General features: G+C 48.4%; 23 protein-coding genes and 2 rRNA genes. 12 read left to right on the top strand and 13 right to left on the bottom strand.

Annotated elements, in window-relative coordinates; genetic code table 11:
• The first annotated feature begins 184 nt into the window (after window positions 1-184).
• A 23S ribosomal RNA gene (locus ACWA50_RS01590) occupies window positions 185-3636 on the top strand.
• A 214-nt stretch (window positions 3637-3850) separates the two neighbouring features.
• Window positions 3851-3966: ribosomal RNA gene (gene rrf, locus ACWA50_RS01585) — 5S ribosomal RNA — on the top strand.
• Window positions 3967-4249: 283 nt separating this feature from the next.
• On the opposite strand, the gene ACWA50_RS01580 is transcribed toward rrf, so the two are convergent.
• From ACWA50_RS01580 to mog, 4 genes are all read right to left on the bottom strand, one after another.
• Entirely contained in the window at window positions 4250-4816 is a 567-nt protein-coding gene (locus ACWA50_RS01580) for a MalM family protein (protein WP_449343111.1), read from the bottom strand.
• Window positions 4817-4921: 105 nt separating this feature from the next.
• Window positions 4922-5380, bottom strand: coding sequence for a DMT family transporter (locus ACWA50_RS01575; protein ID WP_431053593.1), 459 nt, complete (start codon window positions 5378-5380; stop codon window positions 4922-4924).
• Between the two features lie 6 nt (window positions 5381-5386).
• Window positions 5387-5725 (bottom strand): nitrogen regulatory protein P-II, encoded by a 339-nt coding sequence (glnB, locus tag ACWA50_RS01570; protein ID WP_431053592.1) that lies wholly within the window; start codon window positions 5723-5725, stop codon window positions 5387-5389.
• A 9-nt stretch (window positions 5726-5734) separates the two neighbouring features.
• Window positions 5735-6322: a molybdopterin adenylyltransferase gene (gene mog, locus ACWA50_RS01565; RefSeq protein ID WP_431053591.1), complete on the bottom strand. Its 588-nt coding sequence runs from the start codon at window positions 6320-6322 to the stop codon at window positions 5735-5737.
• Window positions 6323-6399: 77 nt separating this feature from the next.
• Between mog and ACWA50_RS01560 the strand changes: the two genes are divergently transcribed.
• Window positions 6400-7038 carry a DJ-1/PfpI family protein gene (locus tag ACWA50_RS01560; RefSeq protein WP_431053590.1) on the top strand — a complete coding sequence of 213 codons (639 nt, stop codon included), beginning with the start codon at window positions 6400-6402 and terminating at the stop codon, window positions 7036-7038.
• A gap of 6 nt (window positions 7039-7044) precedes the next feature.
• Here the strand turns inward: ACWA50_RS01560 and ccmI are convergent, their stop codons facing one another.
• Genes ccmI through ccmA form a run of 9 tightly spaced genes read right to left on the bottom strand, consistent with a single transcriptional unit; the run spans window position 7045 to window position 13859 of the window.
• Window positions 7045-7941, bottom strand: coding sequence for a c-type cytochrome biogenesis protein CcmI (gene ccmI / locus ACWA50_RS01555; RefSeq protein WP_431054266.1), 897 nt, complete (start codon window positions 7939-7941; stop codon window positions 7045-7047).
• Window positions 7938-8417, bottom strand: a complete 480-nt coding sequence (locus tag ACWA50_RS01550) for a cytochrome c-type biogenesis protein (RefSeq protein WP_431053589.1) — start codon at window positions 8415-8417, stop codon at window positions 7938-7940. Before ACWA50_RS01550 ends, ccmI begins: the two co-directional genes overlap by 4 nt.
• Window positions 8405-8968 (bottom strand): DsbE family thiol:disulfide interchange protein, encoded by a 564-nt coding sequence (locus tag ACWA50_RS01545; protein ID WP_431053588.1) that lies wholly within the window; start codon window positions 8966-8968, stop codon window positions 8405-8407. Before ACWA50_RS01545 ends, ACWA50_RS01550 begins: the two co-directional genes overlap by 13 nt.
• The gene (locus ACWA50_RS01540; RefSeq protein ID WP_431053587.1) at window positions 8958-10937 is read right to left on the bottom strand and encodes a heme lyase CcmF/NrfE family subunit; all 1980 of its coding nucleotides are present in this window, start codon (window positions 10935-10937) and stop codon (window positions 8958-8960) included. The genes ACWA50_RS01545 and ACWA50_RS01540 overlap by 11 nt, the downstream gene beginning before the upstream one ends.
• Window positions 10934-11488, bottom strand: a complete 555-nt coding sequence (gene ccmE, locus ACWA50_RS01535; RefSeq protein WP_431053586.1) for a cytochrome c maturation protein CcmE — start codon at window positions 11486-11488, stop codon at window positions 10934-10936. The genes ACWA50_RS01540 and ccmE overlap by 4 nt, the downstream gene beginning before the upstream one ends.
• Complete coding sequence (ccmD, locus tag ACWA50_RS01530) at window positions 11485-11712, bottom strand: heme exporter protein CcmD (protein WP_431053585.1); 228 nt, start codon at window positions 11710-11712, stop codon at window positions 11485-11487. Before ccmD ends, ccmE begins: the two co-directional genes overlap by 4 nt.
• Entirely contained in the window at window positions 11709-12464 is a 756-nt protein-coding gene (locus ACWA50_RS01525; protein WP_431053584.1) for a heme ABC transporter permease, read from the bottom strand. Before ACWA50_RS01525 ends, ccmD begins: the two co-directional genes overlap by 4 nt.
• Before the next feature lie 51 nt (window positions 12465-12515).
• Complete coding sequence (gene ccmB / locus ACWA50_RS01520; protein WP_431053583.1) at window positions 12516-13178, bottom strand: heme exporter protein CcmB; 663 nt, start codon at window positions 13176-13178, stop codon at window positions 12516-12518.
• 36 nt (window positions 13179-13214) lie between these two features.
• Window positions 13215-13859, bottom strand: coding sequence for a cytochrome c biogenesis heme-transporting ATPase CcmA (gene ccmA / locus ACWA50_RS01515; RefSeq protein WP_431053582.1), 645 nt, complete (start codon window positions 13857-13859; stop codon window positions 13215-13217).
• Between the two features lie 483 nt (window positions 13860-14342).
• On the opposite strand from ccmA, the gene ACWA50_RS01510 reads away from it, so the two are divergent.
• The 9 genes from ACWA50_RS01510 to rbsC all read left to right on the top strand — a co-directional run bounded on the left by ACWA50_RS01510 (window position 14343) and on the right by rbsC (window position 23810).
• Window positions 14343-14975 carry a nucleoside recognition domain-containing protein gene (locus ACWA50_RS01510; RefSeq protein ID WP_431053581.1) on the top strand — a complete coding sequence of 211 codons (633 nt, stop codon included), beginning with the start codon at window positions 14343-14345 and terminating at the stop codon, window positions 14973-14975.
• The gene (locus ACWA50_RS01505; RefSeq protein WP_431053580.1) at window positions 14972-15442 is read left to right on the top strand and encodes a YjiG family protein; all 471 of its coding nucleotides are present in this window, start codon (window positions 14972-14974) and stop codon (window positions 15440-15442) included. The genes ACWA50_RS01510 and ACWA50_RS01505 overlap by 4 nt, the downstream gene beginning before the upstream one ends.
• A 14-nt stretch (window positions 15443-15456) precedes the next feature.
• A complete protein-coding gene (locus ACWA50_RS01500; RefSeq protein WP_431053579.1) occupies window positions 15457-16584 on the top strand; it encodes a M20/M25/M40 family metallo-hydrolase in 1128 nt (375 codons plus the stop codon).
• A gap of 289 nt (window positions 16585-16873) precedes the next feature.
• Window positions 16874-18751 (top strand): PTS mannitol transporter subunit IICBA, encoded by a 1878-nt coding sequence (locus ACWA50_RS01495; protein WP_431053578.1) that lies wholly within the window; start codon window positions 16874-16876, stop codon window positions 18749-18751.
• Between the two features lie 205 nt (window positions 18752-18956).
• On the top strand, window positions 18957-20120 hold the full coding sequence (locus ACWA50_RS01490) for a mannitol-1-phosphate 5-dehydrogenase (protein ID WP_431053577.1): 1164 nt from the start codon (window positions 18957-18959) through the stop codon (window positions 20118-20120).
• A 12-nt stretch (window positions 20121-20132) separates the two neighbouring features.
• A complete protein-coding gene (locus ACWA50_RS01485) occupies window positions 20133-20681 on the top strand; it encodes an MltR family transcriptional regulator (protein WP_431053576.1) in 549 nt (182 codons plus the stop codon).
• A gap of 208 nt (window positions 20682-20889) precedes the next feature.
• On the top strand, window positions 20890-21309 hold the full coding sequence (rbsD, locus tag ACWA50_RS01480; protein WP_431053575.1) for a D-ribose pyranase: 420 nt from the start codon (window positions 20890-20892) through the stop codon (window positions 21307-21309).
• Between the two features lie 8 nt (window positions 21310-21317).
• On the top strand, window positions 21318-22814 hold the full coding sequence (rbsA, locus tag ACWA50_RS01475) for a ribose ABC transporter ATP-binding protein RbsA (protein WP_431053574.1): 1497 nt from the start codon (window positions 21318-21320) through the stop codon (window positions 22812-22814).
• An 18-nt stretch (window positions 22815-22832) separates the two neighbouring features.
• Window positions 22833-23810, top strand: a complete 978-nt coding sequence (gene rbsC / locus ACWA50_RS01470; RefSeq protein WP_431053573.1) for a ribose ABC transporter permease — start codon at window positions 22833-22835, stop codon at window positions 23808-23810.
• Window positions 23811-23832 lie beyond the last annotated feature (22 nt).

Here is a 23832-nt window from a genome sequence, read left to right as displayed (position 1 = left end):
TCGAGCAATCGAGAATCGAATTGGGCTTGTTTGGTGAGAAAAGGCACTGAGCAGGTCAGCGTAGGGAAACTTACGCACGAGTCAATGGAAGACGGCTTTGGGAATGGAAAGCGGACTGAACGAAACGGGCACGAAAGTGGTTAGTTGAAATGAAAGTGCGGTCTGAAAATTCTTGAGGTTGTATGGTTAAGTGACTAAGCGTGCAGGGTGGATGCCTAGGCAGTCAGAGGCGAAGAAGGACGTGCTAATCTGCGAAAAGCGTGGAGGAGTTGATAAGAAGCGTTAATACTCCACGATATCCGAATGGGGAAACCCAGTAGATGAAGAATCTACTATTGTTAACTGAATCCATAGGTTAACAAGGCGAACCGGGAGAACTGAAACATCTCAGTACCCCGAGGAAAAGAAATCAATTGAGATTCCGTAAGTAGCGGCGAGCGAACACGGAGAAGCCGTTAGTGATAGTAAGTGAGTTAGGAGAATGAGTTGGGAAGCTCAATCGCAGAGGGTGATAATCCCGTATCCGAAGGCACAGTTACGGTACTAAGCTAACAGCAAGTAGGGCGGGACACGAGAAATCCTGTTTGAAGATGGGGGGACCATCCTCCAAGGCTAAATACTCCTGACTGACCGATAGTGAACCAGTACCGTGAGGGAAAGGCGAAAAGAACCCTGGTGAAGGGAGTGAAATAGAACCTGAAACCCTGTACGTACAAGCAGTGGGAGCCCTATCACTCAAGTGTATTGAGAGTGGTATAGAAAACGTTGAAATGCGGTTAACGTTTTGCGAAGCAAAACGGTCAACCCCAAAATCAATCAGGAAACTGATGATTAATCGGCGTGTGAAAGGGGCGTTTTACGAAGTAAAACGGCAATCCGAAAGCAGTATGCTTGAGGATAGGGTGACTGCGTACCTTTTGTATAATGGGTCAGCGACTTATATTGTGTAGCGAGGTTAACCGAATAGGGGAGCCGAAGGGAAACCGAGTCTTAACTGGGCGAAGAGTTGCACGATATAGACCCGAAACCCGGTGATCTAGCCATGGGCAGGTTGAAGGTTGGGTAACACTAACTGGAGGACCGAACCGACTACTGTTGAAAAAGTAGCGGATGACTTGTGGCTGGGGGTGAAAGGCCAATCAAACCGGGAGATAGCTGGTTCTCCCCGAAATCTATTTAGGTAGAGCCTTAGACGAATACCTTCGGGGGTAGAGCACTGTTTCGGCTAGGGGGTCATCCCGACTTACCAACCCGATGCAAACTGCGAATACCGAAGAGTACTATCTAGGAGACACACGGCGGGTGCTAACGTTCGTCGTGAAGAGGGAAACAACCCAGACCGCCAGCTAAGGTCCCAAAGTCTATGTTAAGTGGGAAACGAAGTGGGAAGGCTTAGACAGCTAGGATGTTGGCTTAGAAGCAGCCATCATTTAAAGAAAGCGTAATAGCTCACTAGTCGAGTCGGCCTGCGCGGAAGATGTAACGGGGCTAAAACATAGCACCGAAGCTGCGGCATTCAGATGACAGATTTCAGATGTCAGGAGACAGTATGGCAATCAAGTTTGAAGATTTGAAGGTGTTTCAACGCGCTTATAAAGTGTCGTTGGAAATTCATCAAGCGAGCTTGGATTTTCCTAAGATAGAGCAATATGCGTTAGGAGACCAAGTTAGACGGGCAAGCAAAAGCATTTGTGCAAATTTAGCCGAAGGTTTTGCAAGGCAACGTACTAAAGCGGATTTAAATCGATTTCTTAGCATGGCAATAGGCAGTGCTGATGAAATGCGAGTTTGGTTAAGATACTGTTATGACTTGAAATATGTAGATGAACAAGATTGGCAAAGATGGCGTAATGAATACGAAGAAATTGCGAAGATGTTACAAGGTTTTGGTAAAACACCGAAACCTGACGTCTGAAATCTGTCATCTGATTGGGTAGGGGAGCGTTGTGTAAGCGGAAGAAGGTGGCTCGAGAGGGCTGCTGGACGTATCACAAGTGCGAATGCTGACATAAGTAACGATAAAGGGGGTGAAAAACCCCCTCGCCGGAAGACCAAGGGTTCCTGTCCAACGTTAATCGGGGCAGGGTGAGTCGGCCCCTAAGGCGAGGCTGAAGAGCGTAGTCGATGGGAAACGGGTTAATATTCCCGTACTTGTGATAAGAGCGATGTGGGGACGGAGCAGGTTAGGTTATCCGGGTGACGGAAGTCCCGGTCCAAGCGTGTAGGATGGATGATTAGGCAAATCCGGTCATTTATATCAGAGGCGTGACGGGGAGACTCCACGGAGTCGAAGTAACCGATACCACACTTCCAGGAAAAGCCGCTAAGCTTATCTTATCATAAACCGTACTGAAAACCGACACAGGTGGTCAGGTAGAGAATACTCAGGCGCTTGAGAGAACTCGGGTGAAGGAACTAGGCAAAATAGCACCGTAACTTCGGGAGAAGGTGCGCTGACGGTAATTGAAGTCCTTAACGGATAGAGGTGAAGTCAGTCGAAGTGACCAGCTGGCTGCAACTGTTTATTAAAAACACAGCACTCTGCAAACACGAAAGTGGACGTATAGGGTGTGACGCCTGCCCGGTGCTGGAAGGTTAATTGATGATGTGAGAGCATTTGATCGAAGCCCCAGTAAACGGCGGCCGTAACTATAACGGTCCTAAGGTAGCGAAATTCCTTGTCGGGTAAGTTCCGACCTGCACGAATGGCGTAATGATGGCCAGGCTGTCTCCACCCGAGACTCAGTGAAATTGAAATCGCCGTGAAGATGCGGTGTACCCGCGGCTAGACGGAAAGACCCCGTGAACCTTTACTATAGCTTGACACTGAACATTGAATTTTGATGTGTAGGATAGGTGGGAGACAGAGAAGTATTAACGCCAGTTAATATGGAGTCGTTGTTGAAATACCACCCTTTAAGGTTTGATGTTCTAACACAGACTGCGGCACGCGGTCGTGGACAGTGTCTGGTGGGTAGTTTGACTGGGGCGGTCTCCTCCCAAAGCGTAACGGAGGAGTACGAAGGTTTGCTAATCACGGTCGGACATCGTGAGGTTAGTACAATGGTATAAGCAAGCTTGACTGCGAGACGGACATGTCGAGCAGGTGCGAAAGCAGGTCATAGTGATCCGGTGGTTCTGAATGGAAGGGCCATCGCTCAACGGATAAAAGGTACTCCGGGGATAACAGGCTGATACCGCCCAAGAGTTCATATCGACGGCGGTGTTTGGCACCTCGATGTCGGCTCATCACATCCTGGGGCTGAAGTAGGTCCCAAGGGTATGGCTGTTCGCCATTTAAAGTGGTACGCGAGCTGGGTTTAGAACGTCGTGAGACAGTTCGGTCCCTATCTGCCGTGGGCGTTGGAAAATTGAAAGGGGCTGCTCCTAGTACGAGAGGACCGGAGTGGACGCACCGCTGGTGTTCCCGTTGTTTCGCCAGAAGCATTGCGGGGTAGCTATGTGCGGAAGAGATAAGTGCTGAAAGCATCTAAGCACGAAACTTGCCTTGAGATGAGTTTTCCCAGTCTATAAGACTGTAAGGGTTGTTTAAGACGAAGACGTAGATAGGCGGGGTGTGTAAGTGTAGTGATACATTGAGCTAACCCGTACTAATTGCCCGAGAGGCTTAACCATACAACGCTCAAGGGTTTTACCCAAAAGCCGAGAGAAAGTTGTAAGAAAAGACAAGAGACGAAAGAGCGAAGTAAGAAGCTCGAGTAGGGCTCGAGGAGTTTGAATCAGATTAGCTTGTGACCGAATAGGAATAACAGCGAAAGAAACGCTGAAAGAATAAAAAATAGAGAACAAAACAAAGTAAGAAGAAGCAAAAACAATCAAGCCGAATTATTCCGGCGGCGATAGTGCGGTAGCACCACCTGATTCCATGCCGAACTCAGAAGTGAAATGCCGTAACGCCGATGGTAGTGTGGGGTCTCCCCATGTGAGAGTAGGACACCGCCGGATATTATATTAGAGAAGCAGAGCCCCTTGTAGCGATACAAGGGGTTTTTGTTTTGGGCGAAAAAAATCCTAAGACAAGAAAGCTAAGCAATACGAAGAAATACCCGTGCGGTTTGCAGTGAAGTTCAATGAGAAAAGTATGGCAACAGGCTGGATTTTGGTAATAATCAGCCTGAAAGTGCGGTCAAGCGCTCTTTGAAGAAAGATAGGTTCGTTATTTATATTTTTTACAGATATAAAAAACCACCTCGAATTGAGGTGGAAAGGGAAAGTAAAAAGGCAGGTCTTACTTCTTAGAAATATTATCAATAAAAGTTTTGCGCGGAGAGGATAATCCCAGCTTTTCGGCTTCATTCACCAGATTCATTGCTCTGTCAATATCGTTTTGTTTTAAGGCATTGCGAATGGCCGTATTGAAATAGCGCTCGGTTTCTTTTTCTACCGGCTTAGTTAATGTTGTGCCAGCAGCTTTGGCGGTGTTACCGATAGTTTGCGGCGTTGTAGACTTATCTTTGAAAGACGGCATTTGCATACCGATAAATTGCGCACTTTGTTTGCCGTCGACACGGATTTGAATTTTACCGTTACGGCTGTGTTGCGCCCGTAAATCGTCAATTGCCGGCGGCTGGTTGCCTCTGGCTTTGGCGTAAAGTTTTGCCGGGTGGGGAATCAAAGTACTGCCTTGCAAATCGTCAGCTGCGGTATAAACCAGCAGATAAATATAATCCTGATTCGGCGTCGGGGTTAGGTTGAGTTCGGTACTCAAGCGATTTGCTTGCAAACCGCTCTCGTGCTGCAATTTAAACACGGATGAAGGGTAGGTTGCGGCTAAATTGTAATTGGCATCTAACACCGCAACTGTCGGGACGAACAGCGCTTTATTGTCGGAAGAAAGAATGGTTGACTCTTGATTAGGGAAGTCGGTGATCGTGTTAATACGAATAGCTTTAAAACAAAACTACCGGCTAAACCATTTCTCACCATAGAAGAAGAACGTCATGCCGATAAACACGATCATTAAGCCGATAAGCTTCCAGATTGTCGCCGGGCGGATTGGCATTTGGATTAAACCGTAGTGATCGATTAACATTGCCATAATTAATTGCCCGATAATGATAAAAAACAGCATATTGCTCACCCCGACTTTCGGAGCAAGCATAATGGTGGTAAATACCACCAGGGCGCCTAGAGCGCCACCCGTCCATTTCCACCATGGTTGCTGTGGCAGGTTAATCCAAATTTCTGCCAGATTGGCTTTAGTGAGGGTGATTGCCAACAAAACCAAGGTGCCGGTGAAAAAAGAAATGAGCGCGGCGGCAACAGGTTGCCCGCCGACGGCTTTGCTGAGTTGGCTGTTGATTGCGGCTTGGCTGGCAAGCGCAACTCCGGCAATGAAAGCGACAAGATAGAAAAGCATATTGCCCTAAATTGCCTCTTCGTTTTCTTCGGCGGTACGAATACGAATTACGCGCTCGACATCATAAACAAAGATTTTACCGTCACCGATTTTGCCGGTCTGGGCGGTGTCGATAATGGCATGCACGCAAGCCTCGGCTTGCTCGTCGGCGATGACGATTTCCAATTTCACTTTGGGTAAAAAATCAACCATATACTCGGCACCGCGATACATTTCGGTGTGCCCTTTTTGTCGTCCGAAACCTTTGACTTCAGAGACCGTCATGCCGGTGATACCAACATCGGACAGGGCTTCGCGCACGTCATCGAGTTTGAACGGCTTAATAATCGCTTCAATTTTTTTCATCAGATTTCCTTAGTTCTTTTCACGACGTGCGGATTTCGGGCGGAAACTTGTAATCACATCCGGCACTGTATCAATATAAATTCCGTCGATCAACTGTAAGCAATACGGCACTGCGCTAAAAATCCCTTTAACCAGCACATTGCCGTGTTGATCTTTCACCCCTTCCAGTGTTTCTTTAATTGCTTTCGGCTGCCCCGGCAGGTTTAAAATTAACGATTGCTTGCGAATCACGCCCACTTGGCGCGAGAGAATCGCGGTCGGTACAAAATGCAGGCTGACTTGGCGCATTTGCTCGCCGAAACCCGGCATTTCGCGATCGGCAACGGCAAGGGTTGCGTCGGGCGTCACATCACGTTTTGCGGGGCCTGTGCCGCCGGTGGTTAAAACCAAATGGCAATGTTGCTGATCGACCAATTCAATCAATGTTTGCTCTATGATCGCTTGTTCATCGGGAATCAAACGGGTTTCAACTTCAAACGGATCGCATAACGCATTTTCCAGCCAGGTTTGTAATTCGGGAATGCCTTGATCCTGATAAACGCCCTGTGAGGCGCGATCCGAGACCGAAACCAAACCGATTTTTAATAATTTTTGCATAATAATTCTCTTTTGTATGAGGGACAGGCAGTTTATAGTGGGAAATATTATAGCGCGTTACTGAGCTTGTGAGAAAAATGAAGATAAATATTTTACTATTTGATGATTTTGAAACCTTGGATGTATTCGGACCAGTGGAAATCTTGGCACGCATTCCGAATGCGCAATTGAAATATTTCTCATTGAGTGGCGGACTGGTTCAAAGCCGACAAGGATATCAGATCGTGACGGAAAATATTACGGGTTTCGAACCCCGTGGTATTCTTTTAATTCCCGGCGGGCAAGGCACCCGTTTATTGGTAACAGACGCCTCATTTTTGGCGACATTAGCCCAGCTCGTCGAACAGTCGGAATATTGTCTGAGTGTGTGCACCGGTGCTGCTTTATTGGCGTGTACCGCACTTTTAGATCAGCATGCGGCAACGTCAAATAAGAAAGCATTGGCTTGGGTGAAGTCACTCAACCGGCAAGTGCTTTGGCGAGATAGCGCACGTTGGGTGGTTAGTGGCAAGTTCTACACCTCTTCAGGGGTATCTGCCGGAATGGATATGACGTTAGGATTTGTGCGCGATCGTTTCGGCGAAGCCATTGCGCAGAAAATTGCAACGGATATTGAATATATTTGGAATGCCGATCCGGAATATGATCCGTTTACGGATAAAGATGATTTGCGGCTAAAAATAGCAAAGCCGAATAATCACATTATTCGGCTATAAAATAGGTTATTCCGCGGCGGGTTGTTGTATTTTCAGCTCTTCAATCGCGTGGGTCATACTGCGTTGAATCAACGGCACGCGCTCATCGTCCGGCGGCAATTGGCGTAACATCATTTCCCACGACATCAACGCCATTTTGTAATCCTCTTTTTCAAAGGCGCTGAATGCCAACAGGCTGAGGGCTTGGATATTATTGTGATCTTGTTTGATCACTTCGCGCAGTAGCCTCTCGCCGCGCAATTTGTCGTTTTCATCTTGCGAGAACATCAGTACGCGCGCGTAACTGAGTTTGTATTCGTTGTTATCCGGCTTCAGTGCGGTGGCGCGTTGATAGCTGTCCAATGCCAGTTGCCCGTTGCCGGCCGCCATCGCAATTTGCCCCAGTAGCCACCAATTTTCATCGCTGTTCGGATTTTTTTGCAAATCGGCACGCAAGGCGATAATAAAGCGGTGCAATTCATCGGTGGTGAGCGGTTGCTCGCGTTCCTCCGCCAAGCGTTGTTGCAAGTGCGGTAATTCGGCGTGGGCTTGTTCTAACATCGCTTCCGAGTGCCACGAACCAACGCTGAAATAGGCGAGCAGTGCCATTGCCGCTAATGCCAGCGTTGCCGAGCTGAACCAGATTTTCCCGTTTTTCAACGCATTTGCGCTGACCGCACTTTGCTGCTGCGGAATATCGTTTAGCAACCGTTGTTGTAATTCATTTTCGCTCTGTTGCGGATCGTCCAACAAACCTTGTTCGTTGTCCTGTTGCAACTCTTGCAGGCGATCATAGTAGAACGCTTTGTTCAGATCCTGCTGTTGCACCGCACTTTGTGTATTTTGACTACGACGCAATAACGGGAAAAATGCCACTGCCGCCACCACGAGGGTCAGCAGTAAAAAACTTAACCACAGCACTATTTTTTCTCCTTATCGCTGTTCAAAATCGCCTCTAGTCTTTGTTGATCAAGGCGTTGCTGATCGGCATTGACCGCACTTGTGGCCGGCTTTTCCGCAGTCAAGTGCGGTTTACGCCGGAACAGCACAATCACGCCGAGTAATAATAACCCTGCCGGAATCAGCCACAGCAACAAGGTGGAGGCGGTGAGCGGTGGATCGTAAGTGACAAAATTGCCGTAACGCTGCACCATATAATCGACGATTTCGTCTTTGTTTTGCCCTTGCTGTAACAATTCATGCACTTTGGCGCGCATATCATTGGCAATGGTGGCATTTGAGTCGGCAATATTGTTGTTTTGACATTGCGGGCAGCGCAGTTGTTGGATTAATTGCTGGTAGGTCTGCTCCTGTTGCGGCGAGGCAAATTCATAGCTTTCAATCACCGCAAACGCCGGCAGGCTGAACAGCAGCAACGCAAGGATTTTTAAATATTGCACGCGCTATCTCCTTGTAATTGTTCAAATAAAGTTTTGAATCTATCCTGCCACACCGTTTCATTCATATCGCCGGCATAGCGGTAGCGAATAATCCCTTGGCAATCAATCAGAAAGGTTTCCGGCGCGCCGTACACGCCCAAATCCAAACCGAGCATACCTTTTTCGTCCAAAATATTATATTGGTAAGGATTGCCCAGATTTTTCAGCCATTGCACCGCTTTGTCCTGCTTATCCTTATAGTTGATACCGATAATGGTAATATCGCGTTTGGCAAGTTGGTTGAGGTATTGGTGTTCGGCGTAACAGGTCGGACACCAAGTCGCCCACACGTTTAATAGCAGCGGTTTGCCTTGTTGAAACAGTCCGTTGCCTTGCGTCGCTTGTTCGGTAAGCAACGACGGCAAGCTAAAGTGCGGTACGGCTTTGCCGACAAGGGCGGATTCCAAGGCTTTCGGATCGTCCCCGGCGGAATTGCGCGCCAATTGCCAAGCAAACACGATAACCAACGCTAAAAAGGCAAAGAGCGGTAGAAACAGTTTTTTATTCTTCATGCGTTACTCCCGATAGTTTACGATTGCCTTGGGTGATTCGGCTTAAGCGGTAACGGCGGTCAAACATCGACAACAAGCCGCCCAACGCCATAAACACGCCGCCAATCCAAATCCAACGGATAAACGGTTTGTAGTATAAACGTACCGCCCATGAATCATCTTCCAGGCGTTCACCGAGGGCGACGTAAATGTCACGGCTGAAGCCCCAGTCGATAGCCGCTTCGGTCATACTCATGCGGCTGACGGTGTAGAAGCGTTTTTCGGCGTGTAAAATGGTTTCCAGTTTATCGCGATGATAGACTTCGATCACCCCTTTTGCGCCCTCGTAGTTTGCGCCGTCATCTTTGACCACCCCTTGAAACACAAAACGGTAATCGGCAATTTGCGCGCTATCGCCGGTGTTCATGCGCACGTCGCGTTCCACACTGTAATTTTGGCTGAAGGCAATGCCAAATACCGTCATCGCCACGCCGACATGGGCGGCGATCATGCCCCAGTGGGAGCGCGACAGTTTGCTAATGCCTTTGAAAAACGTATGGCGATGGGTGGCGCGTTGCTGCATTTCGTATAGGCTTAAAACAAAAATCAACACTGCCATCATCGTGCCTAAAACCGCCGTGGTGGCAATGCGATCAAACAAAAAGTGCGGTAGCGCAAAACCTGCTACGATCATCAAGACGACGCTGATGATCACCGGTTTACGGATTACGCTAAATTGATCGCGCCGCCATTTGACCAGCGGTCCGATACCCAAAATAAACGAGAATGGAATCATCAAGATTAAGAACATTTGATCGAAGAACGGCGCACCGACCGAGATCGAGCCTAAACCGATCTGTTTATGTACCAACGGCAACAATGTGCCGATAAACACAATCGAAAGTGCGGTCATCAGCAATACATTGTTTAACAACAATAAATTTTCACGCGAATAACGTTCGTAGTGCGTGGTCGAGCGAATTTGGCTGCCTTTGACCGCATACAACGCCAATGAGCCGCCGATCACCACCACTAAATACGCCAAAATATATAAGCCGCGGGTCGGATCGGAAGCAAAAGCGTGCACCGAGACCAAAATCCCCGAGCGGACTAAGAATGTGCCTAACAAGCAGAGTGAAAATGCCAAGATCGCCAATAACACCGTCCATGCCTTAAAGCTGCCGCGTTTTTCGGTGACGGCGAGGGAGTGGATTAATGCCGTGCCGGCAATCCACGGCATGAGCGAGGCGTTTTCGACCGGATCCCAGAACCACCAGCCGCCCCAGCCCAGTTCGTAATACGCCCACCACGAACCCAGCACGATACCAAGGGTTAAAAACAGCCACGCCGCCAACGTCCAAGGACGCGACCAGCGCGCCCAAGCGGTGTCTAAATTGCCGCCCAACAATGCCGCAATCGCAAAGGCAAAGGCGACCGAAAAGCCGACATAGCCCATATACAGCAACGGTGGGTGGAAAATCAAACCGACATCTTGCAACAGGGGATTGAGTTCGCGTCCGTCCACCGGAAAATCCGGGAAAGTACGGTCGAACGGATTGGAGGTGAAGATGATAAACACCAAAAAGCCGATACTGATCAAGCCCATCACCGCCAACACGCGCGCAATCGCCTCCTGCGGCAAACTCTTGCTGAACACCGCAACCGCTGCGCCCCACAGCGACAGTAGCCAGATCCACAGTAACAGCGAGCCTTCGTGCGAGCCCCACACCGCCGATAAGCGGTAATGCAGCGGCAAGTTGGTATTCGAGTTATTGACGATATACTGCACGCTGAAATCATTGACCGCGAACAGATAAGACAGGGCGATAAAAGAAAAGGTCAGGCACAGGAACAGACTGAAGGTCATCGGTTTTGCCAATGCCATCAGCGTGCTATTATTTGTTGCGCAACCATAAGCGGGCAGCAGGGTTAGAAGTACGGCAATCGCCAAGCCCAAAGCCAAAGCGTAATTTCCCAGTTCGGCAATCATTTGTTTGCCTCGATTGTTTGCTGTAAATTTTGTTGGAATTTATCCAGACTTTGCTGATCGCGCTCCGACACACCTTTCAGATCGCCGTCGGATACGCCCATCGGTTGATGTACTTTCTGCATTTGCTGTTCCAACTCCGGCGGCACATAATTTTCATCGTGTTTGGCAAGCACCTCATGTGCTTTTAAGGTTTTTTCATCAATCAACACCCCTTGCGCCACGATACCTTGCCCTTCACGGAACAAATCCGGCAGAATGCCTTCGTATTCCACCGTCACCGACGGCCCGATGTCATTCAGGTCAAACCGCACTTTGAGGCTGTTGGGATCACGCACCACAGTGCCTTCCACCACCATACCGCCGATACGCAAGCGTTGTCCAGGCTGCGGGCGGGTGTCACTTTTATTGTCTTTGCCGTAAATCACTTCGGTCGGGGTGTAGAACAGATCGATATTTTGCCGCAAGGCGTACAACATCAAGCCGACGGCAACGGAGATACCCAATAATACTAACAATAACAGGCTTAAACGGGATTTGCGTCTCGGGTTCATGCTTGTTCTCCTTTGCGATTATTTGCTTCTTGCGCCAATCGCTGTTGGCGGGCTTGGCGTTGTTGTTCTTTGGCAACCCAAGTCAAAATCTGTTTTTTCTCGGCAAAACCGCTAATGATTAAGATTAACAGTGCCGCTACGGTGATACCGTAGCACAACCAAACATAGAAACCGTGCCCGCCCATATTAAAAAAATCAGACCAAGTTTGGAAAAATGGGGTCATTTTTTCTCTCCTTTTACAAACTGTTCAGCCAAAGCCAGCACCCAAGGGCGTTTTTGTTCTTCTTGTAACAATAAGTTGCGATAACGCACTATCGTCAGCCAAACGGATAAAAACAGGAAGCCGAAGATCGATAAAATCAACGGGATCAACATTTCAACCGCCATCGACGGTTTTTCAAATTTGGTGATGGTTGCGCCTTGGTGCAGGGTGTTCCACCATTCGACCGAGAAGTGGATAATCGGCAGATTGATCACGCCGACCACCGCCAAGATTGCCGCCGCTTTGGCGCCGTTACGGCGATCCTGAAACGCGGAATAGAGCGCTAAAATGCCTAAATATAAGAATAATAAAATCAGTTCGGCGGTCAGGCGCGCGTCCCACACCCACCATGTGCCCCAAGTCGGTTTGCCCCAAATTGCGCCGGTCACCAACGCTAAAAAGGTGAAAGTGGCGCCGACGGGCGCCATCGCGATCATGCCGAGATAAGCATGGCGGATTTGCCACACCAAACCGATGGCGCCGGCAATGGCGAGCGAGGCGTAAATCCCCATCGACCAAATCGCCGCCGGCACATGCGGATAGATCATGCGAAAGGCATTGCCTTGTTGGTAATCGGCAGGGGCGAAGCCCAGTCCCCAAATCCAACCGAGCGCCAGCAACAGCAGCGCAAGCACGCCGAAATAAGGCTGAAATTTGCCCAAGAGGTGATATTGGGTTTCCGCTTTCGCGTAAGGGTGTAACCATTTCCACATAGGTCATTTCACTCCATTTCTTTTTAATATTATTTAAAACAGATCAACAAATTAATCTAAACTAATACGCAACGCCGCCGCAATCGCAAACGGCGACAGCGAGACGGTGAGCGCCATAATTGCGCCTAAAATCGCCAGTTGCCCGCTGTAATTCAGGTTCAGCAGTGCGGCATCTAACACCGAGGCGGAGAAAATCAGCACCGGAATAATCAACGGCACGACCAATAAACTCAACAACACGCCGCCTTTGCGCAATGCCACCGTCAAGGCAACCCCGATGGCACCGATGGCGCTCAGGGTTGGCGTGCCGAGCAGCAGGGTGAGCACCAATGCCCACCACACCACCGCGTCCATCGACAGTAATAACGCGGCAATCGGCGACAGCAGCAACAGCGGAAGTGCGGTCAGCAGCCAATGCGCCACCACTTTGGCAAGCATTGACAGCGGCAACGGATAAGACAGCAGCATTAACTGTTCCAACGAACCGTCGCGGAAATCATCGGCAAACAGCCGCTCGAACGCCAGCAATGCCGACAGCAACGCCGCCACCCACACCACGCCCGGCCCGATACGCGCCAATAATTGCGGTTCAGGCCCGATCACCAACGGAAACAGGGTGATCACCAACAGGAAAAACCACAGCGGATTGAGCAGCTCGGCTTTTTTTTGCCACGCAATTTTCAGTTCCCGTTTGATAATACTGTAAAAAATCATACCGCACTTTTCCTTTCTCGTTATTCTCTTCGGCTGCTATTCGGTAAGCGCTTTAAACGGTTGCATAGGGAAAATCCGTAAACGCGGGCTGTTCACGCTTTGGTGACTGGTGAGCAGCACAATACCGCCTTGCTGACAATGTTGTTCAAAAAGTGCGGTCAGCTCGGCGCGCCCTTGTTTATCAATCGCGGTAAACGGCTCGTCCAAAATCCACAATGCGGCATTGCTCAGCCATAGGCGCGCCAACGCCACCCGTTTTTGTTGCCCGGCGGAAAGCTGATAAACCGCACTTTCCTCATAGCCGCCCAATCCGACATGGTACAACGCCTGCCAAATCAGTTCGTCATCTTGCTTACAGTTGCTGATTTGTTGGTAAAAACGCAAATTTTGATAGGGGGTTAATTCGCTTTTCACCCCGCTGGCGTGCCCCAAATATAGCAGTTGCGCTAAATAGGCTTCGCGCTGTTTAAAAATATCCTGCCGATTCCAAAAGATATTGCCGCAGATCGGTTGGGATAAGGTGGTTAAAATACGTAGCAAACTGGTTTTGCCGATCCCATTATGCCCTTCCAACTGAATCATCTCGCCGGCAGCAAAGCATGCCGATAAGCCTTCAAACAGCCGTCGCTCGCCGCGTTGACAGGCTAGATTGCTTAGTTCTAATTGGTTTTGCGCAAACATCAGACTCACTCGGAAACAATAAAAAACGGAACGCAAATTTTAGCATAAGTGATTGATTAGTGATAACAATCAATTTGATAAGATTCTACCTATTTAGGAGTATTTTTAATGTTGTTTTTTATTGTAATAACTTGATTTAAATACGGATTATTTTGATTTGATGATTTGCCGATTGTTTGATCTAACGCAAGTAAAAAAGCAAAGCCAAATGGAGGTTGATTATTCCGGGTAATGGAATCGAATTACGCTGTCGTTATGAACCTGCTGCAGCTTGCGCCATATTTTTATCGTTTGCCCGAAAGTCATAAAAAACCAGTTGTTAATTATTTGTAATAAAAGATTTTTCTTCCATTTTGCCGCCATGGCATATCAATAAACAAAAAAGGTGATATAGGCGGCAAAAATCATGTTCTGTGATTGTTGTTAGCGGACGGGAGCGTTAAAGTACCTTAGACGTTGTTAATAAAAAAAGGAGTGCCATCTATGAGTGAAAACAGTTTAAAAAAACTAATTGTCGGTACGATTTCATTAATTCTGGCGGTGATATTTTTTGGTGGTTTTGCCAAAGATGTGATGGGCGGGATTTTTGATTTCAGTAAATTAACCGGGCAATTTCCCGAGTGGTTAAAAACCAGCGGCGGCACCAGTGCCAAAGGCGGATTCCTTTTCGCACTCACCTTGGTGCCGAGTGTGATGTTAGCGTTGGGATTTGTCGCTATTTTTGAGCATTACGGCGCATTGGCGGCGGCTTCAAAATGGTTGAACCCAATCCTGAAACCGCTGATGGGGATTCCGGGCAATTGCTCGATTTCGTTGATTGCCAGTACGCAAAGCACCGATGCCGGCAGCTCGACCACCAAATTTTTACGCGATGAAAAAGAGATCACGCATAAGGAACTGCTGATTTTCGCCGCTTTCCAATTCAGTGCGGGCGCGTTATTGACCAACTTCTTGTCCTCTTTTGCGCCGGTGTTATTGATTCAGGATCAGGCGGGGCAAGTTGCGCCAGTCTCGATAGCGCTGTGTTTAGGCATTATTTTTATGTTTAAAATTTTCGGGGCGAACTTAATGCGGTTGTATGTGAAAAAATTTGTGAAAGATGATGAGGAATTATGATGAGCCAGACAACCAATCAAAATAAACTGATTACCGATATTTTTATCGAAGGTGCCAGAAAGGGCTGGAATATTGCAATCACCAGCACCATTCCAAACGTGTTAATGGCATTTGTGATTATTTACATCTTGAATGCGTCCGGCTTATTAAAACTGATCGGCGAGTATCTGGGTTTTATTATGCTGCCGTTGGGGTTGCCCGGCGAAGCGATTGCGGTATTTATGGCGGCATTCTTGAGTTGGGGCGGCGCAGCCGGGGTGTTGGTGGCGTTGGTTCAGGAAGGCGTGTTGAACGCACAGCATATTGCGATTCTGTTGCCGGGAATGGCGTTGGTCGGCTCAACCGTACAATATATGGGACGTATTTTGGGGGTATTGGGAGTGCCGGGCAAGCACTATTTGGTGCTGTTCGGCATTTGTATTATTAATGCCTATTTAGCCATGTTAGTGATGAATTTCTTGGTGTAATGCGGAGGCGTAAGATGATGAGAGAAGAAGATCTGGCTGGATTTCTGGCAGAGCTCAAACAATTGACCGATATTGAGAGCCCGAGTTTCCATCTTGATGGTGTTAACCAGGTTGCCGCTTGGTTTACGCAAAAGGCGCACGCGCAAGGATTGCGGTCAAAACCGATCCCGATGGCAAATGAAAGCGTCGCTAGCGGTTTGTTGATCAGTAATCAGCCCGAAGCGGAAAGGTTTGATATTCTGTTTCTTGCCCATATGGACACGGTTTTCCCTGTCGGTACGCTTGCGGGCACGCCGTTTACCCAAAGCGGTGATAGGGTGAATGCGCTTGGGGTGATTGATGATAAAGCCGGTGCGTTATTAGCGCTTTATGTGATCAAATCACTGGATCTTTCACGCTTGAATGTGGCGCTGTACCTGAATTCGCATGAAGAAATCGGCTCGCTGTATGCCAAGGAAAGTATCCGAGAATACGCAAAAAAATCACAATATTGTTTTGTGATGGAGCCGGCTCGGGCAGACGGTTCGCTGGTGGCGACCAGAAAAGGGGTGCTGACCTATCAGATCGAGTTCGACGGTGTTGCCGCCCATTCCGGCAATAATCCGCAACAAGGGCGTTCTGCCCTGGTTGAGGCGGCGAATTGTGTGGTGGCGTTGTCAAAATTAAGCGATTTTTCATTGGGGCATACTTTCAACAGCATTATCACCCATGGCGGAGTGGCGCAAAATATTGTGCCTGATTTTGCCGCATTAACGGTAGAAATGCGTTATCAATATCCGTCTTCATTGGACTTCTTTGAGCAGAAGCTGGAAAGTATTTTGGCTAACCCTTTGCAGCAAGGTACAACCGCACGCAAAACCTGTTTGAACCATGAAGCGCCGATGATTGATGAAGTGAATTTGCCTCGAATTAAGGCTGTTTTTGCTGAAGCAGGTCAAGAATTAGGCATGGATATCACTTGGGTTGATGCCAGCGGCGTGAGCGACGGCAATATAGCCTCGTCGGCTGGTTGTCCGACAATCGACGGTTTGGGGCCGACCGGCGGCAATATGCACGTGAAAAGTGAGTATATGCTTGCCAGTTCGGTCGTGCCGAAGTGCAATCTGATTTTGAATGTCATCCATAAACTTTTTGCGCGATAGGCGTTACATCGATATTGCATGGCAGCGGCGTTTAATCGTTATCACCGGTTAGGCAGGGGTTGTTTTATCAACCCCTTTTTAATGTGATCTTGATCACAGTCAGCAACTCAATGGTCTAAAAATGTGATATGAATCACATTATTGTAAGTGGTGTGTAAAAATATAATGTGATACGTATCACAAATTGAATTAATAAAATTTCGGTTTGTTTTCTAGGCGTGATACTTTTCCAAGCACGTAAAACGGGGAGTTTTACAACGGTGGTTTAATCATAACTCAGAGGTGAAAAATGCTATCAGCTGCTCTAAAAGTGAAAGTCCAAAGTTTTGGGCGCTTTCTATCGAACATGGTAATGCCGAATATCGGGGCATTTATCGCGTGGGGTTTCATTACCGCACTTTTCATTCCGACCGGTTGGGTTCCTAATGAAACCCTAGGTGCGTTGGTCGGTCCGATGATCACTTATTTGCTGCCATTATTAATCGGTTATACCGGCGGGAAATTGGTCGGCGGTGATCGTGGCGCCGTGGTCGGTGCGATTACCACCATGGGGGTAATCGTCGGTTCCGATATTCCGATGTTCTTGGGCGCGATGATTGCCGGCCCGTTGGGCGGTTATGCGATCAAGAAATTTGATAAATGGGTTGACGGCAAAATCAAGAGCGGTTTTGAGATGTTGGTCAACAACTTCTCTGCCGGGATTATCGGCATGCTGTGCTCATTATTGGCATTGGTGCTGATTGGACCGGCGGTTAAAGCCCTTTCTGTTGCCTTGGCGGCTGGGGTTGATGTGTTGGTCAACGCCGGTTTATTGCCATTGACTTCAATCTTTGTTGAACCGGCGAAAGTCTTGTTCTTGAACAATGCGATTAACCACGGCATTTTCACCCCGTTGGGGGTGCAACAATCCACCGAATTCGGTCAATCTATTTTCTTCCTGATTGAAGCCAATCCGGGCCCGGGTTTAGGAATCTTATTAGCCTATATTTTCTTTGGTCGCGGCAGTGCCAAACAAACTGCGGGCGGTGCGGCGATTATCCACTTTTTTGGCGGAATCCACGAAATTTATTTCCCGTATATCCTGATGAAACCACGTTTGATCTTAGCGGTAATTGCCGGTGGTATGGTTGGCGTATTGACCTTGGTTTTGTTTAACGCCGGCTTGCGTGCGCCTGCCTCACCAGGTTCCATCTTTGCGGTCTTGCTGATGACCCCGCCGCCGGCGTTTGTCGGTGTGATCACTTCGGTTATCGCCTCTTGCGCCACCTCGTTCGCCGTTGCCTCGGTTTTGTTGAAAACCGACAAGCAAGAAGGCGAAGGTGTTTCGCTGGAAGACGCAACGTCACAAATGAAAGCGATGAAAATGGGCAACGGTAAAACCGAATTGAGCGGTGCGGATTACAATACGTTGCAAACCATTTATGTTTCTTGCGACGCCGGTATGGGCTCCAGTGCGATGGGGGCGAGTATGCTGCGCAAAAAAGTGCAGGCGGCAGGTTTGGATATCCGTGTGGTCAACTGCGCAATCAATGATTTGCCGGCGGATGCACGCTTAGTGATTACCCATAAAGATTTGACTCTGCGAGCCAAACAACAAGTGCCGGAAGCGACCCATTTGTCATTAACCAACTTCTTGGACAATCCGTTCTATGACAGTTTGGTCAGTGATATCGTCGATAAATCCAGTGCTGCGCAAGCAGGTGTCGCTGAGCAAGCGGCAGAAGTTGAACAACCGCCGGCATTTAAACTACAAAAAGAGCAAATTTTCTTAGGCTTAAAAGCCGCAACGAAAGAAGAAGCGATTCGTTTTGCCGGCGAGCAGTTGGTGAAAGCCGGTTTTGCCAAACCGGATTACGTGCCGGCGATGTTCGAACGTGAAAAACTGGTTTCGACTTATCTGGGCGAAGGGGTTGCGGTGCCGCACGGTACGATTGAAGCCAAAGACGAAGTGATTAAAACCGGTATCGTGTTCTGTCAATATCCCGACGGGGTGCAGTTCACCGACGAGGAAGACGGTGTGGCAAAACTGGTGATTGGGATTGCGGCGAAAAATAACGAACACATTGCGGTGGTAACCTCTATCACCGGTGCGTTAGACAGCGAAGCGTCTATCGAACTGCTGACGACGACAACCGATGTGGAACAAGTGTTGGCGTTATTGAAATAATCAACCGAATAAAAGAGAGATGTTTCTGAATTCGTAACCAATATGCTTAGACAAAGTACGGGCGGATTATATATCAGTCCGTTTACGAAGTGCGGTTCGGGCGGATATATAATCCGTCCCTACTTTCCCCATATACCGAATGCGTTTTGGATTACTGAATAGTTTAGCCAGACATCTCTGCTTCTCTGTAAAAAAGGAAAGAAAAATGAAAGCATTACATTTTGGTGCCGGCAATATCGGACGCGGCTTTATCGGTAAGCTATTATCCGATTCCGGCATTCATGTGACTTTTGCCGACGTGAACGACGCGGTGATTGATTTATTGAACCGGCAACAAGCCTACGACGTAAAAATCGTCAGCGAACAGCAAAGCAACATTGAACGCGTTGCGCCGGTTGCGGCGATCAATTCCAAAAACAGCGATCAGCTCATCGAGAAATTCAACCAAGTGGATTTGGTCACCACAGCGGTTGGTCCGAACGTGTTAGCGATTATCTCTGCCACCATCGCCAAAGCGCTGGAAATCCGTTTCGCCGGTGGCAATAAACATTATCTGAACATCATCGCTTGCGAAAATATGGTGCGGGGTACTTCCTTCTTAAAACAAAAAGTGCTGGAGCAGCTCAATCCCGATTATCATACCGCACTTGAGCAATATGTCGGCTTTGTGGATTCGGCGGTGGATCGCATTGTGCCGCCGGTGGCGCCGAATGCGGAAAATCCGCTGTTGGTGACGGTGGAAGCGTTTAGCGAATGGATTGTCGATCAAACCCAATTCAAAGGCGACATTCCCAAGATTACGGGCATGGAGTTGACCGATAATTTAATGGCATTTGTCGAGCGCAAGTTGTTCACGTTGAACACCGGGCACGCGGTGACCGCCTATTTAGGCAAATTAAGCGGACACCATCTGATCCGCGAAGCGATTGAAGATGAAGCGATCAAACGGCAAGTGCGGTCGGTCATGCAGGAAAGCGGTGCGGTGTTGATTAAGCGCTACGGTTTTGAGCAAGAGAAACATTTTGCCTATATTGAAAAAATTCTGAAACGTTTTGCCAATCCGTATTTGCCGGACGATGTTGATCGCGTCGGACGCGAGCCGATCCGCAAACTCAGCCCGAATGATCGCTTGATCAAACCGCTGAACGGCACGATTGAATACGGCTTGCCGCATGATACGTTAGTGAAAGCCATTGCCGCCGCACTGCATTATCGCAACGAAAGTGATCCGCAGGCAGTTGAATTGCAGGCTTATATTGCGGATAATGGCGTGCTTCAGGCGATCCATCGCTATACCGGCTTGGGCGAAAGTGCGGTGGTGAACGCGATCGTCGCCAACTACCAACAATTAAGCAAAATCAAGGATTGATTATTTAACACTATGTCTCCGTCTCAAGAGCAGTTTGTTTACGAGCAGTTGAACGATATTCCCACCTTGCGTGGCATTATCACCGCCGCGGTAAATATTTTTGATAATGACGTGGAGCAACTAATGCAACGGGTTTTTCGCAAAACGGATTTTGCGGTGAAATCTGTGGTGGATTCGTTGCTCGGCAGCCAAGGTCCGTTAGCCGATCTCAGCGTGCGCCTGAAGGTGCTGCTGGGCTTGGGCGTGCTTGAGACTGAGGCATATCAGGATATTGAACGTTATTTGACACTCAAAGCGCGGTTGAATAACGAGAGCAAAGAGTATGCGTTTTCTTCTCCGCTGACATTGGATTTCTTACAGCAACTGGCTTCGGTGCAAGATAAAACCATGCTGCAAAAGTTGGAACAAGAGCTGCAATCCACCGCATTAAGCGTGCACGATAATAAAGATTCATTGTTGTTGCAGGTCAAAACCCTGCGTAGCGAAAAAATCCTGCGCTCCTACCTCCTGCTTTCGATCAATACGATCTGCGAACAGTTACAGATTGAAAGCCCGTTGTAACCGTTGGATAAATAATCACTTTTTAACTTGCAAATGGTAACCGGGAAAATAGCTCACCGCACTTTGACTTGCTCAATAATTAAAATCTGATCCGGCTCACATTCTGTAATAAATCCATTTTGGTTTTCTGGTTTTCTTCTCTAAAATGTATGCAAATCTTATCGAAACGTTTCGATAGCAAGAGAAAGCCAAAAAAGAAGGATTAATCATGAAAAAAACCGCACTGTTAAATGCGCAGCTGTCGCATTTGATCGCGACTCTCGGGCATACCGACAGTTTGACGATTTGCGATGCCGGGTTGCCGATTCCGTTTGAAGTCGAACGCGTGGATTTAGCCCTGACCGCCGGCGTACCGCACTTTTTGCAAACGGTTGCGGTGGTGACGCAAGAATTATTTGTCGAAAGTGCGGTATTGGCGGAAGAAATCAAAGCGAAAAATCCTGAGATTCATGACGCATTATTACAACAGCTCCAACAACTGGAACAGCAACAAGGCAACCAAATTGCGGTTGATTATGTCAGCCATGAAGAATTTAAGGCCTTGAGCAGCCAATCAAACGGCATTGTGCGCAGCGGCGAATGTTCGCCTTATGCCAACGTGATTCTCTATTCCGGCGTGCCGTTTTAGGGGCTGTTATGCAACAAGTCTTATTACAAATTCAAGGCATTGAAAAATCCTTTCCCGGGGTGAAAGCGTTGAATAACGCCTGCCTGAATGTCTATGCCGGACGGGTGATGGCGTTGATGGGGGAAAACGGCGCGGGCAAATCGACCCTGATGAAGGTGTTGACCGGCATTTACGGCAAAGACAGCGGCAGTATCGATTATCTCGGGCAAAAAGTGGCGTTCAGCGGCCCGAAAGCCTCGCAAGAAGCGGGAATCAGCATTATTCACCAAGAGTTGAACCTGATTAACAACCTGACGATTGCGGAAAATATTTTTCTCGGGCGTGAATTTCTCAACCGTTTCGGTGGTATCGACTGGGCGAAAATGTACCAAGAAGCGGACAAATTGCTGGCAAAGCTGAATGTGAAACACAGTAGCCGCACCTTGGCAGGCGAGTTGTCGATTGGCGAATTGCAGATGGTGGAAATCGCCAAAGCGCTCAGTTTTGAGTCGCGCGTAATTATTATGGACGAGCCGACCGACGCGCTGACTGACACCGAAACCGAATCATTATTCAATATTATCAAGGAATTAACCGCCGAAGGGCGCGGTATTGTCTATATTTCCCATCGGATTAAAGAGATTTTCGAGATTTGTGATGATGTAACCGTGTTGCGCGACGGGGAATTTATCGGCGAAAGTGCGGTGGCGGAGTTAAGCGAAGATCGTCTGATTGAAATGATGGTCGGGCGCAAATTGGAAGAGCGCTATCCGCATTTGGAAAAAGCCTACGGCGCAACCCGTTTAGAGGTGAAAAATTTGTCCGGCAGCGGCGTGCATGATGTCAGTTTCAAACTGCACGCCGGTGAAATTCTCGGCATTTCCGGTTTAATGGGGGCAGGGCGCAGCGAACTGATGAAGGTGATTTACGGCGCACTGCCGAAAACTGACGGCGAAGTGCGGTTGAACGGCAAGCCGATTGACAATCGCAGTGCGCAAGACGGTTTGAACAACGGCATTGTTTATATTTCGGAGGATCGCAAAGGCGACGGGCTGATTTTAGGCATGTCGGTGAAAGAGAATATGAGCTTGACCGCACTTCAGTATTTTTCGCAATACGGACACGTTAAAAAAGGGGCGGAATGCTTGGCGGTGGACGACTTTATTATGTTGTTCAACATCAAAACCCCAAGCCGCGAGCAGGAAGTCGGGCTGTTGTCGGGCGGCAATCAGCAAAAAGTGGCGATAGCCAAAGGCTTGATGACCCGTCCGCAAGTGCTGATTTTGGACGAACCGACGCGCGGGGTGGATGTCGGCGCGAAAAAAGAGATTTATCAACTGATTAATAAATTTAAAGACGAAGGCTTGAGCATTATTTTGGTTTCGTCGGAAATGCCGGAAGTGTTGGGCATGAGCGACCGCATTTTGGTGATGCGTGAAGGGGCAATCAGCGGCGAATTTATGCGCGATCAAGCAACGCAAGAGCAGTTGTTGGCGGCGGCAATCGGTAAAAATAGTCACAACTGATTTGAGGTAAAAACAGAAATGACAAGCATAACAAAAAAGAGCGGTTTTAATCTAAAAGGGTTTTTAATCGAACAGCGGTCGATCATTGCACTCTTGGTGCTGGTATTTATCGTTTCGTTGCTGAACCCGAATTTCTTCAGCACGGATAATATCTTAAATATTCTGCGCCAAACCTCGGTCAATGCGATTATCGCGGTTGGCATGACCTTTGTGATTTTGATTGCCGGGATTGACCTCTCGGTCGGTTCGGTGTTGGCATTGACCGGCGCTTTTGCCGCGACCATGGTCGGTTTGGATATTTCGATTTTTATCGTGGTGCCGGTGGTGCTGGTTGCCGGGATGTTGCTCGGCGGCGTGAGCGGTTTGATTGTCGCCAAAGGCAAGGTGCAGGCGTTTATTGCCACCTTAGTCACGATGACCTTATTGCGCGGTGTCACCATGGTTTACACCGACGGGCGCCCGGTCAGCACCGGTTTTTCCGACAGTGCCGATCAGTTCGCGTGGATTGGCACGGGCTATCTGTTCGGCATTCCTGTGCCAATTTGGATTATGGCGTTGGTGTTTGCCACGGCGTGGTACATTCTGCAACACACCCGTATGGGGCGTTACATCTACGCCTTGGGCGGCAACGAAGCGGCGACCAAATTGTCCGGCATTAACGTCACCAAAATTAAGCTGTTCGTGTTTGCGGCAAGCGGGTTATTAGCGGCATTGGCTGGCTTAATCGTGACTGCCCGTCTGTCTTCGGCACAACCGACCGCAGGGGTCAGCTATGAATTGGACGCGATTGCCGCGGTCGTGGTCGGCGGCACCAGCTTAATGGGCGGCAAAGGGCGCGTGATGGGGACGTTAATCGGCGCATTGATTATCGGCTTCTTAAATAACGCATTGAATATTTTGGATATTTCATCTTACTATCAGATGATTGCAAAAGCATTGGTTATTCTGGTGGCAGTGTTGGCGGATAACTATTTAGGCAGTAAAAAAGTTGGATAAATAATCAGTGGAAGAACAAGGA

This window comes from Testudinibacter sp. P17/SS/0325, assembly GCF_053570765.1.
This window is presented reverse-complemented; position numbering and strand designations above follow the sequence as displayed.

Coding starts and splice junctions, on each gene's coding strand:
- ACWA50_RS01575 (WP_431053593.1), bottom strand. CDS start 5,380: ATGCTTTTCTATCTTGTCGCTTTCATTGCCGGAGTTGCGCTTGCCAGC.
- glnB (WP_431053592.1), bottom strand. CDS start 5,725: ATGAAAAAAATTGAAGCGATTATTAAGCCGTTCAAACTCGATGACGTG.
- mog (WP_431053591.1), bottom strand. CDS start 6,322: ATGCAAAAATTATTAAAAATCGGTTTGGTTTCGGTCTCGGATCGCGCC.
- ACWA50_RS01560 (WP_431053590.1), top strand. CDS start 6,400: ATGAAGATAAATATTTTACTATTTGATGATTTTGAAACCTTGGATGTA.
- ACWA50_RS01545 (WP_431053588.1), bottom strand. CDS start 8,968: ATGAAGAATAAAAAACTGTTTCTACCGCTCTTTGCCTTTTTAGCGTTG.
- ACWA50_RS01540 (WP_431053587.1), bottom strand. CDS start 10,937: ATGATTGCCGAACTGGGAAATTACGCTTTGGCTTTGGGCTTGGCGATT.
- ccmE (WP_431053586.1), bottom strand. CDS start 11,488: ATGAACCCGAGACGCAAATCCCGTTTAAGCCTGTTATTGTTAGTATTA.
- ccmD (WP_431053585.1), bottom strand. CDS start 11,712: ATGACCCCATTTTTCCAAACTTGGTCTGATTTTTTTAATATGGGCGGG.
- ACWA50_RS01525 (WP_431053584.1), bottom strand. CDS start 12,464: ATGTGGAAATGGTTACACCCTTACGCGAAAGCGGAAACCCAATATCAC.
- ccmB (WP_431053583.1), bottom strand. CDS start 13,178: ATGATTTTTTACAGTATTATCAAACGGGAACTGAAAATTGCGTGGCAA.
- ccmA (WP_431053582.1), bottom strand. CDS start 13,859: ATGTTTGCGCAAAACCAATTAGAACTAAGCAATCTAGCCTGTCAACGC.
- ACWA50_RS01510 (WP_431053581.1), top strand. CDS start 14,343: ATGAGTGAAAACAGTTTAAAAAAACTAATTGTCGGTACGATTTCATTA.
- ACWA50_RS01505 (WP_431053580.1), top strand. CDS start 14,972: ATGATGAGCCAGACAACCAATCAAAATAAACTGATTACCGATATTTTT.
- ACWA50_RS01500 (WP_431053579.1), top strand. CDS start 15,457: ATGATGAGAGAAGAAGATCTGGCTGGATTTCTGGCAGAGCTCAAACAA.
- ACWA50_RS01495 (WP_431053578.1), top strand. CDS start 16,874: ATGCTATCAGCTGCTCTAAAAGTGAAAGTCCAAAGTTTTGGGCGCTTT.
- ACWA50_RS01490 (WP_431053577.1), top strand. CDS start 18,957: ATGAAAGCATTACATTTTGGTGCCGGCAATATCGGACGCGGCTTTATC.
- ACWA50_RS01485 (WP_431053576.1), top strand. CDS start 20,133: ATGTCTCCGTCTCAAGAGCAGTTTGTTTACGAGCAGTTGAACGATATT.
- rbsD (WP_431053575.1), top strand. CDS start 20,890: ATGAAAAAAACCGCACTGTTAAATGCGCAGCTGTCGCATTTGATCGCG.
- rbsA (WP_431053574.1), top strand. CDS start 21,318: ATGCAACAAGTCTTATTACAAATTCAAGGCATTGAAAAATCCTTTCCC.
- rbsC (WP_431053573.1), top strand. CDS start 22,833: ATGACAAGCATAACAAAAAAGAGCGGTTTTAATCTAAAAGGGTTTTTA.